A 14,209-nucleotide genomic window follows, 5' to 3' on the forward strand; every position below is an offset into this window, starting at 1 on the left:
GCGGGCGGGCAGCTGGCGTGCCGCGCCCGCGCTGGCGGGAGCGGCACGCACGCAATGCGTGCCTGGCTGGTGCTTACGAACGATAGTCCGCGTTGATCGAAACGTAGTCGTGCGAGAGGTCGCAGGTCCAGACCGTGGCGGCGGCGTCGCCGCGGCCCAGCGCGATGCGCACCGTGATTTCGGCCTGCTTCATCACACGCTGGCCGTCTTCCTCACGATACTCGGGGTTGCGGCCACCGTCGCGCGCGACCAGGACATCGTCCAGCCACAGATTGACGCGCTCCACTTCGAGATCGTCCACGCCGGCATAGCCCACCGCGGCCAGGATGCGGCCCAGGTTGGGGTCCGAGGCGTAGAAGGCGGTCTTGACCAGCGGCGAATGCGCCACCGCGTAGGCGATCAGCCGGCATTCGGCCACGTCCTTGCCGCCCTCGACCTGGATGGTCATCAGCTTGGTGGCGCCTTCGCCATCGCGCACGATCATCTGCGCCAGTTCCTGCGACAGGTCGGTCAGCGCGGCTCGCAGCGCCTCGAAGTCCGCACCGTCGGCACGCTCGATGGCCGGCGCGCCGGCCTTGCCGCTGGCGATCAGCACGAAGGAGTCATTGGTCGACGTGTCGCCGTCGATGGTGATGCTGTTAAAGGAGTGATCCGCCGCGTACGACACCAGCGCCTGCAGCACATCCTGCGACACGGTGGCATCGGTGGCGACGAAGCCGAGCATGGTGGCCATGTTGGGGCGGATCATGCCCGCGCCCTTGCTGATGCCGGACAGCGTCACGGTCTTGCCGCCGATCTGCACGGTGCGCGAGGCGGCCTTGGGCTGGGTGTCGGTGGTCATGATCGACTCTGCCGCGGCCAGCCAGTTGTCGGGCTTGGCATTGGCGATGGCAGCCGGCAGCGCGGCGGTGATGCGGTCCACCGGCAGCGGCTCGAGAATCACGCCGGTCGAGAACGGCAGCACCTGCTCGGGTGCAATGCCGAGCTGCGCGGCCAGCGCATCACAGGTGGCGCGCGCATTGGCCAGGCCCGGCTCGCCCGTGCCGGCATTGGCGTTGCCGGTGTTGACCACGATCGCACGGATGCCCTTGCCGGCGGCCAGGTGCTCGCGGCAGACCTGCACCGGCGCGGCGCAGAAGCGGTTGCGGGTGAACACGCCCGCCACGGTGCTGCCTTGGGCAACGCGCACCACCAGCACGTCCTTGCGGTTGGCCTTGCGGACACCCGCTTCGGCCCAGCCGAGCTCGACGCCGGCGACAGGTTTCAGGTTTTCTGCCAGCGGCAGGGGCAGGTTGACGGCCATGTGCGTTCCTCTATGCGTTCGACGTTGCTGGTTTTGCTCGTGCCAGACGGCGGCGCTTTCTACTGAATGCACCGCCCCTGACGAACATGCCCGCTTGCGCGGGCATGTTTGCTGACTTCACGGTGCGCGGCTTAGCTGAGCTTGCCGTGGCACTGCTTGAACTTCTTGCCGGAGCCGCATGGGCAGGGATCGTTGCGCCCCACCTTGGCCATGCCCGCAGCTTCCGCCGCGGCGGCGTAGGCAATGCCGGCGCGCTCGGGCGCGCTGCTGCCCACGCTCTCCGCGCCCTGCGTGGCCTCGTCGAACTCCTCGTGCTTGTACTGCACGTTGGCGAGGTGCGACAGGCCTTCCTCGATCTGCTCCGAGGCTTGCTCGAGCTCTTCCGGCGACTGGATCTGCACGTTGAAGATCACGCGGGTGACTTCCACCTTGATCACGTCCAGCAGGCGGGCGAACAGCTCGAACGACTCGCGCTTGTACTCCTGCTTGGGATCCTTCTGCGCATAGCCGCGCAGGTGGATGCCCTGGCGCAGGTGATCCAGCGCGGCCAAGTGCTCACGCCAGTGCGTATCGATGCTTTGCAGCATCACCGAGCGCTCGAAGCCAGCAAACGATTCGCGGCCAACCTGGTTGACCTTGGCGTCGTAGCGCTCGTCGGCCGCGTGCATGATCTTGTCCAGCAGCACTTCGTCCTCGATGCTCTGGGCGGCCTCGATGGTCGCGGCCAGCGGCACGTCCAGGGACCATTCCTCGCGCAGCTTGGTCTCCAGGCCCTTGATGTCCCACTGCTCTTCCATGGTGTCGGCCGGCACGTGGTCGCGGAACATCTCGACCAGCACGCTCTGGCGCAGGTTCTTCACCATCTCGCCCACGTCTTGCGACTCGAGCACTTCGTTGCGCAGCTTGTAGATTTCCTTGCGCTGGTCGTTGGCCACGTCGTCGTACTGCAGCAGCTGCTTGCGGATATCGAAGTTGCGGCCCTCCACCTTGCGCTGGGCGGATTCGATCGAGCGCGTGACGATGCCCGCTTCGATCGGCTCGCCTTCCGGCATCTTCAGGCGTTCCATGATGGCGCGCACGCGGTCGCCGGCGAAGATGCGCAGCAACTGGTCGTCCAGCGACAGATAGAAGCGCGAGGAGCCCGGATCGCCCTGGCGGCCGGCACGGCCGCGCAGCTGGTTGTCGATACGGCGCGACTCATGGCGCTCGGTGCCCACGATATGCAGGCCGCCAGCGGCCTTGACCTGCTCGTGCAGCGACTGCCATTCGCCTTCCAGATGGGCAATGCGCGCGGCCTTGTCGGCGTCGGCGAGGCTTTCGTCGGCTTCGATGAAGCCAGCCTGCTTCTCCACGTTGCCGCCCAGCACGATGTCGGTGCCACGGCCCGCCATGTTGGTGGCGATGGTGATCATCTTGGGGCGGCCGGCCTGCGCCACGATCTCGGCTTCGCGCTCGTGCTGCTTGGCGTTAAGCACCTGGTGCGGCAGCTTGGCCTTGTCGAGCAGGCCGGACAGGTATTCCGAGGTCTCGATCGAGGTGGTGCCCACCAGCACGGGCTGGCCGCGCTCGTAGCAGTCGCGGATATCGCGTACCACGGCGTCGTAGCGCTCGTTCGAGGTCTTGTAGATCTGGTCCTGGAAGTCCTTGCGCTGGGCGCCACGGTTGGTGGGGATGACCACCACTTCCAGGCCGTAGATCTCCTGGAATTCGTAGGCTTCCGTATCGGCCGTGCCGGTCATGCCGGACAGCTTCTCGTACATGCGGAAGTAATTCTGGAAGGTGATCGTCGCCAGCGTCTGGTTTTCCTGCTGGATCGTCACGCCTTCCTTGGCTTCCACGGCCTGGTGCAGGCCGTCGGACCAGCGCCGTCCGGTCATCAGGCGGCCGGTGAACTCGTCGACGATGACGACCTCGTCGTTCTGCACCACATAGTGCTGGTCGCGATGGAACAGGCTCTGCGCGCGCAGCGCGGCGTAGAGGTGATGCATCAGCGTGATGTTCTGCGGCGCGTAGAGCGATTCGCCCTCGCCGATCAGGCCTTGCTGCATCAGGATCTCTTCGGCCTTCTCGTGGCCCGCCTCGGTCAGGTAGACCTGGTGGCCCTTTTCGTCGACGAAGTAGTCGCCCGGCTTCTCGACGCCGGTGCCGTCGGCCTTTTCCTCGCCGATCTGGCGCACCAGCAGCTTGGGCACGCCGTTCATGCGCTGGTACAGGTCGGTCTGGTTCTCCGCCTGGCCCGAGATGATCAGCGGCGTGCGCGCTTCGTCGATCAGGATCGAGTCCACCTCGTCGACGATGGCGTAGTTCAGCGGACGTTGCACGCGCTGGCCAGGGTCATAGACCATGTTGTCGCGCAGGTAGTCGAAGCCGAACTCGTTGTTGGTGCCGTACGTGATGTCGGACGCATAGGCAGCGGCCTTCTGGTCGTGCGGCATCTGCGACAGGTTCACGCCGACCGACAGGCCGAGGAAGTTGTACAGGCGCCCCATCCACTCGGCGTCACGCTGTGCCAGGTAGTCGTTGACCGTGACAACGTGCACGCCGCGGCCGGTAATGGCATTGAGGTACACCGGCAGCGTCGCGGTAAGGGTTTTGCCCTCGCCGGTGCGCATTTCAGCGATCTTGTTGTCGTTGAGCACCATGCCGCCGATCAGCTGGACGTCAAAGTGGCGCATCTTCATGATCCGCTTGCTGGCCTCGCGGCACACCGCGAAAGCCTCGGGCAGCAACGCCTCGAGCGACTCCCCGGCGGCATGGCGCTGCCGGAAAATCTCGGTCATGCCACGCAGGTCGTCATCCGAAAGTGCCTCGAACTTCGGTTCCAGCGCATTGATCTGCGCGACGGTCCTGCCATATTGTTTGATCAGCCGTTCATTACGGCTGCCGAAGACTTTCTTGAGAAGGCCCGTGATCATCGATTGCTTTCACCTACGCGAGTGGTACGCCGCCGTGGTACGCACTAGGGCGGCCTAGCCGCCGGCTTGGCCGGCTGCCCAGGGCGGACCGCGCGAGGAAATAGGAAGATTGGCGCAAAACGCCGAGTTTATCATGCGCGCGGGTCACGACCGGAACCAAGCGGCAGGTGAAACGCTGTGCAAACCACACCACGCGTCCCCCGCCACTTGACGGCCCGGACACAACCCGCACATCCAATCCTTCCGACATCGGGGCGGCGCCCTGGTTCTTCAACGGATGAGATTGCGATCGGTGGGGTCCGGCGCCTGGGCGACCTGGGCCGGCGCAGGCTTGGCGATGGCCAGGAAGCGATTCGGGTTTTGCGGCACACCGTCCACATGCACCTCGAAATGCAGGTGCGCGCCGGTGGAGCGCCCGGTGGAGCCCACCAGGGCGATCTGCTGGCCAGGCTTGACGAGGTCGCCGGCCTTCACCTGCAGCTTGGACGCGTGCGCATAGCGGGTCTTGAGGCCGTTGCCGTGGTCGATGTCGATCAGGTTGCCATATTCTGGATGCCATTCCGCCGCCACCACCACGCCGCCGGCCGCCGCCACGATCGGGGTACCCGTGGGTGCCGAAAAATCCACACCATCATGCGGGGTGCGGCGTCCGCTGAACGGGTCGAAACGCCAGCCGAAGCCGGATGCATCGTAGCCGCTCGCCACCGGCAGCACGCGCGGGACACGGCGGCTCTCGCTCTGGCGGTCCAGCAAGGTGCTCGCCACCACGTCGAAATAGTCCGCGTGCTGCTCGGCCTGGTCCGACAGGCGTGCCAGCGCGAGCTGCAGCTCCGGCAGGCTCGAGGTGCGCGACTGCGCGGATGCAGCCAGGCCGCCGCGCCCGGGTGGCTGCTGGAAGTTGAATTCCTTGGGCGCGATGCCGGCAAGCCCCGAGACCCGCTCGCCAAGCGCGTCCAGCCGCACCATCCGGGCCTGGATCTCACCCACACGGGTCGCGAGCACATTGAGGTTGGCCCGCAGGTAAGCATCGTCGCCCGGCGCGCGGGCCGGCGCTGTCATGCCCGAGCGCGCCACGATCCAGGTCAGGGCCGACGACACCAGCGCAACGACGAGGCACAGCAACGCGATGCCGGCAAGGACCTTGCCCCGCGACAGGGTGAAATGGCGAACACGCGGTAGGCGTGGATGAAGCACGATGATCTGCATGGCGCAACTCCTTCTCATGCCCGGCCGGCGCCGGCCGGGCAGCCGCGGCGCATAAGCCGCCGCACTGACGCGAACGGCACGCTAGAATGCGCGCATGCGCATGTTTACCCATTACGCCCTCCAGACGCCCGCCGCCAAGCCGCTTAACGACTGGCTGGACAAGGCAGGCCCGGTCTCGGCCCTGATGCAGACGGCACGGGAACTGGCGGTACTGGAAGCTGAGGTGCTATCGCTCCTGCCACGCGGACTGCAGGATGGCATCGCTGTAGCCGGCGTCAAGCAAGACGCCCGCGGCATCGGGCAAGGCCAGTCGGAGCGAACTTTGCTGTTGCTTGCAGCCCATGGGGCCGCAGCGGCACGAGTCCGGCAAGTGGTCCCGACACTACTTTCGAGACTGCAACAGCGGGGATCGCAGATTACCGCAATCCGGGTGAGGGTACAACCGGAGGTCGGGCGGCAGAGCGATTGGGACACCGGGCCGGTGGTGAAGCCCAAGGTGGCGCGGATGTCGGCGACCGGCTTGTCCAGCCTGACCCAGCTGGCCCAGGAACTACCCGAATCGCCGTTGCGCGATGCGCTGAATACGCTGTTGTCCCACCATCGGTGAAAGCGTCGGCGGGCGCCGATTCGACGCCCAAACGTGAAAAAGCCGGCCTGGCGGCCGGCTTTTTCATGGGACCGTGCAGCGGCCCTGGATTCCCTTCCCGCGCTACGCGAACGCCGGCGCCAACTGCGGCAGGAAGGCTGGCGGCGCATCCTCAACGCGCTCGAACGTCACCATCTCGTAGGCTTCCTGATCGGCCAGCAACGCGCGCAACAGCTGGTTGTTGAGCCCGTGCCCGGACTTGTTGGCGATATACGCGCCAATCAGCGGATGCCCGACTACGTACAGGTCGCCAATCGCATCCAGGATCTTGTGGCGCACGAACTCGTCGCCGTAGCGCAGTTCTTCGTTGTTCAGCATGCGGTGCTCGTCGAGCACGATCGCATTGTCCAGGCTGCCGCCGCGCGCCAGGCCCATCTCGCGCAGGGCTTCCACTTCATGGGCGAAGCCGAAGGTGCGGGCGCGGGCGATTTCGCGCACGTAGCTGGTGTCGGCGAAGTCGATGGCGAAGGTCTGGCCCGTCTTGTCCACCGCAGGATGGCGGAAATCGATGGTGAACGCCAGCTTGAAGCCAAAGAAGGGCTCCAGCCGCGCCAGCTTGTCGCCTTCACGCACTTCCACGGCTTTCTTCACGCGGATGAAACGCTTGGGAGCCGATTGCTGCTCGATCTCGGCCGACTGCAGCAGGAAGACGAACGACGCGGCGCTGCCATCCATGATGGGGATTTCTTCAGCGTCGACATCCACATACAGGTTGTCGATGCCAAGGCCCGCGCAGGCGGACATCAAATGCTCCACGGTCGAGACGCGTGCGCCGTCCTTCTGCAGGACCGACGCCAGGCGCGTGTCACCGATGGCCGACGCGCTCGCGACGATTTCGACCGTTTCGGGCAGGTCGACGCGAGTGAATACGATGCCGGTATCCACCGGGGCCGGGCGCAGCGTCAGCGTCACTTTACGGCCCGAGTGCAAACCAATGCCAACGGTCTTGACCAGGGATTTGATGGTGCGCTGTTTTAGCATGACAGTCTCAGCTATTATTAAAATCTATCAAGTACACTTTCTAATATAGCGATTTTACCACTGCTTCGTTTGCTGCGCTGCGTCACTTTGTTTCGGTGTGTTATCAAGAAGAAATAAATCGCCATAAGTGCACAATACGTCATTTTTGTGCCGTGTACTGACACACTCTCGTATTACGCGCGCAACGCGGCCAGCACGGCTTCGGCGCTGCTGACCTTGAACTCGCCGGGCGCCTCAAGCCACAGATGGGACACTACGCCATCGTCAAGCACCATGGCATAGCGCTTGGAGCGCACGCCCATGCCGCGCGCGGTCAGGTCTTGCTCCAGGCCCAGCCGGCAGGTCCATTCGGCACTGCCGTCGGCCATCATGCGCACACGGTCGCCGGTCTTCTGCTCGCGGCCCCAGGCGCCCATGACAAAGGCGTCGTTGACCGATACACACCAGATCTCGTCCACGCCGGCTGCGCGCAGCGCGTCTGCCTGCGCGACAAAGCCCGGCACATGCTTGGCCGAACAGGTCGGCGTAAAGGCGCCGGGCAGGCCGAACACCACAATCTTGCGGCCACGCGCAAGTTCCGCCACCGAGAAGGCATTGGGCCCAAGGGCGCAGCCGCCGGTTTCGACCTCGAAGAATTCATTCAGCGTGGCGTCCGGCACACGCGCTCCAATAGCGATCATGCTGTGTCTTCCTGTCTCGGTAAAAACCCTGTTTAGCATCATAGTGCGCCCACCGCGGGTGCCCAAGGCGGTTCACCGCCCGCTGCGTCGTCGGCATCCTCCGACAAGGCGGCGCACAGGCTCTTGCGCACTCTTGCGCAGGGAACATCAGGCGCCTCGCGCCATGTGGCGCACGACGATTACATCACTGCAAGGCGGCTTTTCATGCTGCGGGCCGCACTGTTCTTGAAATAAATCCGCGCGCCGATCTTGCGATCGGCGCGCGGACGACGGCACATCCCGGCCGGGAGGGGCGGGAGACCAGTCCGGGGAGGCGGCCGGAGGCACGCCTGTCCCGGCGACGGGATGCAGCCTGAGGGTCAGCGAAAGGACAACCTGGCGGGTTGCCGCTCAGTCCGAAACCACCGGGCGGAACACGCGCGTAGGGAGCGCTTGCGTGTTTCGCTGGTCCGGGGTCGCGGCCTGCTGGCAACCGGCCCTGCCGGCACCTTGCCGAGCCAACTCAGTCCGCCTGCTTGCGCAGGAAGGCCGGGATGTCGTACGTATCCACACCCTTTTCCTGCAGCGCAGCCACGTGGGCGGACGCAGACTCGCGCGAGCTGCGCCATACCGCCGGCGTGTCCAGATTGCTATAGTCCGGCGCGCTGCTGTGGCTTACGCCCACGTTGCTGGTCATGTTGCCCATCATCTGCACCGGCATGTTGTCGGTACCGGTCTTGAGCAGGGTCATCGGCTGTTGCTTCTTGGCCGAACGGCCCAGGCCCGTCGCCACCACCGTCACGCGCAGTGCATCGCCCATGGCGTCGTCATACACCGTGCCGAAGATCACGGTGGCATCTTCCGCGGCGTAGCTGCGGATGGTGTTCATGACTTCCTTGGTTTCCGACAGCTTGAGCGAGCGGCTGGCCGTGATGTTGACCAGCACGCCGCGTGCGCCCGACAGGTCCACGCCTTCCAGCAGCGGGCTGGCGACAGCCTGCTCGGCAGCCAGGCGGGCGCGGTCAACGCCCGACACCGTGGCCGTGCCCATCATGGCCTTGCCCTGCTCGCCCATGACCGTCTTCACGTCTTCGAAGTCGACGTTCACCAGGCCATCGACATTGATGATCTCGGCAATGCCGGCAACCGCGTTGTGCAGCACGTCGTCAGCGCACTGGAAGCACTTGTCCATCTCGGCGTCATCGCCCATCACTTCGAACAGCTTTTCGTTGAGCACAACGATCAGCGAATCGACGCAGGACTCCAGCTCGCCCGAGCCAGCTTCCGCCACCTTGGCGCGGCGCGCGCCTTCGAACTCGAAGGGCTTGCTGACCACGCCCACGGTCAGGATGCCCATTTCCTTGGCAACCTGGGCCACGACCGGGGCAGCGCCGGTACCGGTGCCGCCGCCCATGCCGGCAGTGATGAAGACCATGTGCGCACCACGCAGCGAGTCGGCGATCTGCTCGCGCGCCTGGTCTGCGCAATTGCGGCCGACCTCCGGCTTGGCACCGGCCCCCAGGCCGGTGTTGCCGAGCTGCAGCACGCGCGAAGCGCTGGAGCGCTTAAGCGCCTGCGCATCGGTGTTCATGCAGATAAATTCGACGCCTTGCACGCCACGGCTGATCATGTGCTGCACAGCGTTGCCGCCCGCGCCGCCCACGCCGATCACCTTGATGATGGTGCCGTCCTGCAATTCCGTTTCGATCATGTCAAAGTCCATCACTGCCTCCAAGAAGAATCAGCCGCCAAACGCTGCAGCCTCCCCGCCGCAACCCTTGGTTACTGAACAAGAAACCATCAAAAAACTGCGTGTTCAACGGCCTGCCCGCCATTCGGTGGACAGGCCAGCCATTCAAACCAGTGCAATCCAGTCGCCTGCAACGTTCAGAAGTTGCCGACGAACCATTCCTTCATGCGGGTCCACACCTGCTTGACCGAGCCGCTCTGCACCGCTACCTTGCGCCCGCGCATGCGCTGCACGCGGCCTTCGAGCAGTAGTCCCATTACGGTCGAATAGCGCGGACTCTTTACTACTTCGTGCAAATTTCCGCGATATTCCGGCACGCCGACCCGAACCGGCTTGAGGAAGATGTCCTCGCCCAGTTCCACCATGCCCGGCATCATCGCCGTGCCGCCGGTGATCACGACCCCCGACGACAGCAATTCTTCATAGCCCGACTCGCGCACCACCTGGTGCACCAGCGAGTACAGCTCCTCGATACGCGGCTCGATCACGGCCGCCAGCGCCTGGCGCGAAAGCGAGCGCGTGCCGCGGTCGCCAACGCCGGGGACCTCGATCATGTCTTCCGGGTCGGCGATGGCCTGCTTGGCGATGCCGTACTGGATCTTGACGTCCTCGGCATCGGGCGTGGGCGTGCGCAGCGCCATGGCGATGTCGTTGGTGATCTGGTCGCCGGCGATGGGAATCACGGCCGTATGCCGGATCGCGCCTTCGCTGAAGATGGCGATATCGGTGGTGCCGCCACCGATGTCGACCAGCACCACGCCGAGTTCCTTCTCGTCCTCGGTCAGCACCGCCAGGCTGGAAGCCAGCGGCTGCAGGATCAGGTCGTGCACCTCCAGGCCGCAGCGGCGCACGCACTTGACGATGTTCTGCGCCGCGCTGACCGCGCCGGTGACGATATGCACCTTCACTTCCAGCCGGATGCCGCTCATGCCGATCGGCTCGCGCACGTCTTCCTGGCCGTCGATGATGAATTCCTGCGTGAGGATGTGCAGGATCTGCTGGTCGGTCGGGATATTGACCGCCTTGGCGGTCTCGATCACCCGGGCCACATCGGTCTGGGTGACCTCCTTGTCCTTGATCGCCACCATGCCGCTGGAATTGAAGCTGCGGATATGGCTGCCGGCAATGCCGGTAAACACCTCGGAGATCTTGCAGTCGGCCATCAGTTCAGCCTCCTCCAGCGCACGCTGGATGGACTGCACGGTGGCCTCGATATTGACCACAACCCCTTTCTTCAGACCCTTGGACTCTGACTGGCCCATCCCGATCACTTCGTAGCTGCCGTCGGGGCGCAACTCCGCCACTACCGCGGCCACTTTGGAAGTGCCGATATCGAGACCGACCAGTAGGTCCTTGTATTCCTTGCTCATCGGTTTTTCTCCGCGTTCTTGCTCTTGAGTCGCGTCGGATTGTTGTTCGGATTGCTGCTGGCGTTCGTGTTCGCGCTGGTGCTCGTGCTGGAACCGGCAGCTCTCGCCTTGGCCGCCGCCGCTGCCTGGGCATCGGTGAGGAAGCGCACGTTAGCCGCGCGAATCGCGAACCCGTTGGGGTATCGCAGGTCCGCATACTCGATCTGCTTGCCCCACTGCTCCGTGACCTGGGGCCAGGCCACCACGAACCGCTTGACGCGCTGGCCCATGGCGTCGCGCTCCTCGTCGTTCTGTTCACGGCCAAGCTCCACCACCATGCCGTTGGAGAGCTTGGCGCGCCAGGCGTAGCGGGACGACAGCGTGACCGCCAGCGGCTCCACCTTCAGCGGCTTGAACCACTCGCGCATGACTTCGAGCTTGTCCACCACGTCGCCCTCGCTGTCCGGCGGGCCATCGAGTGCGAGCAACTGGGCATCTTCCTCGGCTTCGGCCGGATTGGCGACGAAAACTTCGCCATAAGTGTTGATCAGGCGGCCACTGTCGGCATTGCCCCACGTACCGAGGGCTTCGTGCTCCTCGACCTCGACCGCCAGCCCGTTGGGCCATTCGCGCCGCACGCTGGCACGGCGCACCCAGGGCACCGACTCGAAGATCTGGCGCGCCTCGTTCAGGTCGAGCGTGAAAAAGCTCCCCGACAGCTTGCCCAGCGCGTTGGCGCGCACGCTCGGCGCATTGACATGGCGCAGGGTGCCGCCTTCCATCGACACCAGCTCGACGTGGGTAATGGCAAACACCGGCCGCTGCGCCAGCCATAGCAAGCCGGCCGCGAACGCCATCATCGCCACCAGCGCATAGAGCGTGGAGGCGATCAGGTTAAGCAGGCGAGTGTTGTGCCACATGGCGTTGGGTTGTCCCGGTTCCGGTCAGTCAGGGTTCAGTGTTGGCTCGGTCTATGCTCAATCGGGCTTCCAGGCCGCGCTGGGATGCAGGTCCAGCGTGGCCGCGGCAATCACCTGCATGACGAAGTCCTCGTAGCTGATGCCCACCGCGCGCGCCGCCATCGGCACCAGCGAATGGCCGGTCATGCCGGGCGAGGTATTCATCTCGAGCAGGTAAGGCTTGTTGTCGGCGCTGAGCATCACGTCGGCGCGCGCCCAGCCGCGGCAACCCAGCACGCGGAAGGATTGCACCGCCAGGCGCCGGACTTCGGCTTCCACATCGGCCGGCAGGCCCGACGGGCACAGATACTGGGTATCGTCAGTAAAGTACTTGTTTTGATAGTCGTAGTTCGCGCCGGGGGCGACGATGCGGATCACCGGCAGCGCTTCGGCGGTGGCGCCCTCCCCCACGATCGGGCAGGTCAGCTCCGCGCCGTCGATAAAGGTTTCGGCGATCACGTCGTTGTCCAGCGCCGCGGCCTTCTCGAAGGCGGCACGCATCTGGCCGGCTTCGGTCACCTTGGACAGGCCGATGGACGAGCCCTCGCGCGCCGGCTTGACGATCAGGGGCAGGCCCAGGTCGGCCACCACGGCGTCGAAATCGGTATCGGCGTGCAGCATGGCGAAGCGCGGCGTCGGCAGGCCGTGCGTGGTCCACAGGCGCTTGGTGGCCTGCTTGTCCATGGCCAGCGCCGAGGCCAGCACGCCGCTGCCGGTATAGGGCACGCCGAGCTGCTCGAGCAGGCCCTGGATGGTGCCGTCCTCGCCGTAGCGGCCATGCAGGGCAATAAAGACGCGGTCGAAGCCAGCCGTGGCCAGCTCCGCCACCGACTGCAGGCCGGGATCGAAGGCATGGGCATCGACGCCGCGCGAGCGCAGCGCTGCCAGCACGCCGTTGCCCGACAGCAGCGAGATCTCGCGTTCGGCCGAACGGCCGCCGAGCAGCACGCCAACCTTGCCCAGCGCTTTGGGATCGATATTGGGATGGGCGACGAAGCTCATGCCTGCCCCCCGGCTTGCTGCGAAACCAGTTGTCCGGGCACGGTACCAATCGTGCCCGCGCCCATCGTCACCACCACATCGCCGGGACGCACGGCGTTCAGGATAGCCTGCGGCATTTCGTCGATCTGCTCCACAAAAACGGGTTCAACCTTGCCTGCCACGCGCAGCGCGCGCGTCAGCGCGCGGCCATCGGCGGCCACGATCGGGGCTTCGCCGGCGGCATAGACCTCCGCCAGCAGCAGCGCATCCACGGTGCCCAGCACCTTGACGAAGTCCTCGAAGCAGTCGCGCGTGCGGGTATAGCGGTGCGGCTGGAACGCCAGCACCAGCCGGCGCCCCGGGAACGCACCGCGCGCGGCGGCCAGCGTCGCGGCCATCTCGACCGGATGGTGGCCGTAGTCGTCGACCAGCGTGAAGGTGCCTGCGCCCTTGGCCGCGCCCTGCTCGTTGGTGCCGGCGCAGGCCACTTCGCCATAGCGCTGGAAGCGGCGTCCCACCCCGTGGAACTCGCGCAGCGCCTTGACGATGGCGGCGTCCGGCACCTCCAGCTCGGTCGCGATGGCAATCGCCGCCAGCGCGTTCTGGATGTTGTGCATGCCCGGCAGGTTCAGCACCACCTCCAGCGGCGCCTCGGCGTGTCCGTTCAACTGGCGCAGCACGGTGAAATGCATCTGGCCGTCGACGGCGCGGGCATTGACCGCGCGCACCTGCGCATCTTCGGCAAAGCCGTAGCGCACGATTGGCTTGGACACGAACGGCATGATCTCGCGCACGTTGGGGTCGTCCACGCACAGCACGGCGATGCCGTAGAACGGCAGGCGCTGGGTGAACTCCACGAACGCCTGCTTGAGCCGGGCAAAGTCATGCCCGTAGGTGTCCATGTGGTCGGCGTCGATGTTGGTGATGACCTCGATCACAGGGAACAGGTTCAGGAACGAGGCATCCGACTCGTCGGCCTCGGCCACGATGAAGTCGCCCGTACCCAGGCGCGCGTTGGCGCCCGCCGAGTTGAGCCGGCCGCCGATCACGAAGGTGGGATCGAGCCCGCCTTCGGCCAGCACCGACGCCACCAGGCTGGTGGTAGTGGTCTTGCCATGCGTGCCGGCGATCGCCACGCCCTGCTTCAGGCGCATCAGCTCGGCCAGCATCACCGCGCGCGGCACCACCGGGATACGCTTGGCGCGCGCAGCCAGCACCTCGGGGTTGTCGTTGGTCACGGCGGTGGACACCACCACGGCGTTGGCGCCGTTGACGTTGGCGGCATCATGCCCGTGCATCACGGCCGCGCCGAGCGACGCGAGGCGCCGCGTGGCGGCATTGCTGCCCACGTCGGACCCTGAGACCTTGTAGCCCAGGTTCAATAGGACCTCGGCGATGCCGCTCATGCCGGCGCCGCCGATGCCTACGAAATGGATGTTCTTGACGATGTGCTTCATGAA

Annotated in this window: 11 protein-coding genes; 1 reads left to right on the forward strand and 10 read right to left on the reverse strand. The window is 65.4% G+C overall.

All coding sequences use genetic code 11. The features are described 5' to 3' along the window. Window positions 1-73: 73 nt before the first annotated feature. The 3 genes from argJ to ACX12D_RS17120 all read right to left on the reverse strand — a co-directional run bounded on the left by argJ (window position 74) and on the right by ACX12D_RS17120 (window position 5,424). Window positions 74-1,303: a bifunctional glutamate N-acetyltransferase/amino-acid acetyltransferase ArgJ gene (gene argJ / locus ACX12D_RS17110; protein ID WP_459372050.1), complete on the reverse strand. Its 1,230-nt coding sequence runs from the start codon at window positions 1,301-1,303 to the stop codon at window positions 74-76. Window positions 1,304-1,434: 131 nt separating this feature from the next. After that, window positions 1,435-4,218, reverse strand: a complete 2,784-nt coding sequence (gene secA, locus ACX12D_RS17115; RefSeq protein ID WP_441633953.1) for a preprotein translocase subunit SecA — start codon at window positions 4,216-4,218, stop codon at window positions 1,435-1,437. A gap of 270 nt (window positions 4,219-4,488) precedes the next feature. Continuing rightward, window positions 4,489-5,424, reverse strand: coding sequence for a M23 family metallopeptidase (locus tag ACX12D_RS17120; RefSeq protein ID WP_459372051.1), 936 nt, complete (start codon window positions 5,422-5,424; stop codon window positions 4,489-4,491). Between the two features lie 94 nt (window positions 5,425-5,518). Here ACX12D_RS17120 and ACX12D_RS17125 point away from each other — a divergent pair, with 94 nt between their 5' ends. Continuing rightward, window positions 5,519-6,031, forward strand: coding sequence for a DciA family protein (locus tag ACX12D_RS17125; protein ID WP_150986814.1), 513 nt, complete (start codon window positions 5,519-5,521; stop codon window positions 6,029-6,031). A gap of 102 nt (window positions 6,032-6,133) precedes the next feature. Here ACX12D_RS17125 and lpxC read toward each other — a convergent pair whose 3' ends face one another. The 7 genes from lpxC to murC form a co-directional block, all read right to left on the reverse strand. Further along, the gene (gene lpxC / locus ACX12D_RS17130) at window positions 6,134-7,051 is read right to left on the reverse strand and encodes a UDP-3-O-acyl-N-acetylglucosamine deacetylase (RefSeq protein WP_441633957.1); all 918 of its coding nucleotides are present in this window, start codon (window positions 7,049-7,051) and stop codon (window positions 6,134-6,136) included. Window positions 7,052-7,224: 173 nt separating this feature from the next. After that, window positions 7,225-7,731, reverse strand: a complete 507-nt coding sequence (locus tag ACX12D_RS17135; RefSeq protein WP_459372052.1) for a redoxin family protein — start codon at window positions 7,729-7,731, stop codon at window positions 7,225-7,227. Between the two features lie 502 nt (window positions 7,732-8,233). After that, the gene (gene ftsZ, locus ACX12D_RS17140) at window positions 8,234-9,433 is read right to left on the reverse strand and encodes a cell division protein FtsZ (RefSeq protein ID WP_006162527.1); all 1,200 of its coding nucleotides are present in this window, start codon (window positions 9,431-9,433) and stop codon (window positions 8,234-8,236) included. 164 nt (window positions 9,434-9,597) lie between these two features. Beyond that, window positions 9,598-10,830 carry a cell division protein FtsA gene (gene ftsA, locus ACX12D_RS17145; RefSeq protein WP_035875601.1) on the reverse strand — a complete coding sequence of 411 codons (1,233 nt, stop codon included), beginning with the start codon at window positions 10,828-10,830 and terminating at the stop codon, window positions 9,598-9,600. After that, window positions 10,827-11,729, reverse strand: a complete 903-nt coding sequence (locus ACX12D_RS17150) for a cell division protein FtsQ/DivIB (RefSeq protein ID WP_459372053.1) — start codon at window positions 11,727-11,729, stop codon at window positions 10,827-10,829. Before ACX12D_RS17150 ends, ftsA begins: the two co-directional genes overlap by 4 nt. A 57-nt stretch (window positions 11,730-11,786) precedes the next feature. Next, window positions 11,787-12,770, reverse strand: coding sequence for a D-alanine--D-alanine ligase (locus ACX12D_RS17155; protein ID WP_441633965.1), 984 nt, complete (start codon window positions 12,768-12,770; stop codon window positions 11,787-11,789). Continuing rightward, window positions 12,767-14,206 (reverse strand): UDP-N-acetylmuramate--L-alanine ligase, encoded by a 1,440-nt coding sequence (murC, locus tag ACX12D_RS17160; protein WP_459372055.1) that lies wholly within the window; start codon window positions 14,204-14,206, stop codon window positions 12,767-12,769. Before murC ends, ACX12D_RS17155 begins: the two co-directional genes overlap by 4 nt. Window positions 14,207-14,209: the final 3 nt, after the last annotated feature.

It is taken from the genome of Cupriavidus sp. PET2-C1, from assembly GCF_054515855.1.

What these genes read in the sequence shown, in the direction of transcription:
- argJ (WP_459372050.1), bottom strand. Translation starts at nt 1,303, where the DNA reads ATGGCCGTCAACCTGCCCCTGCCGCTGGCAGAAAACCTGAAACCTGTC.
- secA (WP_441633953.1), bottom strand. Translation starts at nt 4,218, where the DNA reads ATGATCACGGGCCTTCTCAAGAAAGTCTTCGGCAGCCGTAATGAACGG.
- ACX12D_RS17120 (WP_459372051.1), bottom strand. Translation starts at nt 5,424, where the DNA reads ATGCAGATCATCGTGCTTCATCCACGCCTACCGCGTGTTCGCCATTTC.
- ACX12D_RS17125 (WP_150986814.1), top strand. Translation starts at nt 5,519, where the DNA reads ATGCGCATGTTTACCCATTACGCCCTCCAGACGCCCGCCGCCAAGCCG.
- lpxC (WP_441633957.1), bottom strand. Translation starts at nt 7,051, where the DNA reads ATGCTAAAACAGCGCACCATCAAATCCCTGGTCAAGACCGTTGGCATT.
- ACX12D_RS17135 (WP_459372052.1), bottom strand. Translation starts at nt 7,731, where the DNA reads ATGATCGCTATTGGAGCGCGTGTGCCGGACGCCACGCTGAATGAATTC.
- ftsZ (WP_006162527.1), bottom strand. Translation starts at nt 9,433, where the DNA reads ATGGACTTTGACATGATCGAAACGGAATTGCAGGACGGCACCATCATC.
- ftsA (WP_035875601.1), bottom strand. Translation starts at nt 10,830, where the DNA reads ATGAGCAAGGAATACAAGGACCTACTGGTCGGTCTCGATATCGGCACT.
- ACX12D_RS17150 (WP_459372053.1), bottom strand. Translation starts at nt 11,729, where the DNA reads ATGTGGCACAACACTCGCCTGCTTAACCTGATCGCCTCCACGCTCTAT.
- ACX12D_RS17155 (WP_441633965.1), bottom strand. Translation starts at nt 12,770, where the DNA reads ATGAGCTTCGTCGCCCATCCCAATATCGATCCCAAAGCGCTGGGCAAG.
- murC (WP_459372055.1), bottom strand. Translation starts at nt 14,206, where the DNA reads ATGAAGCACATCGTCAAGAACATCCATTTCGTAGGCATCGGCGGCGCC.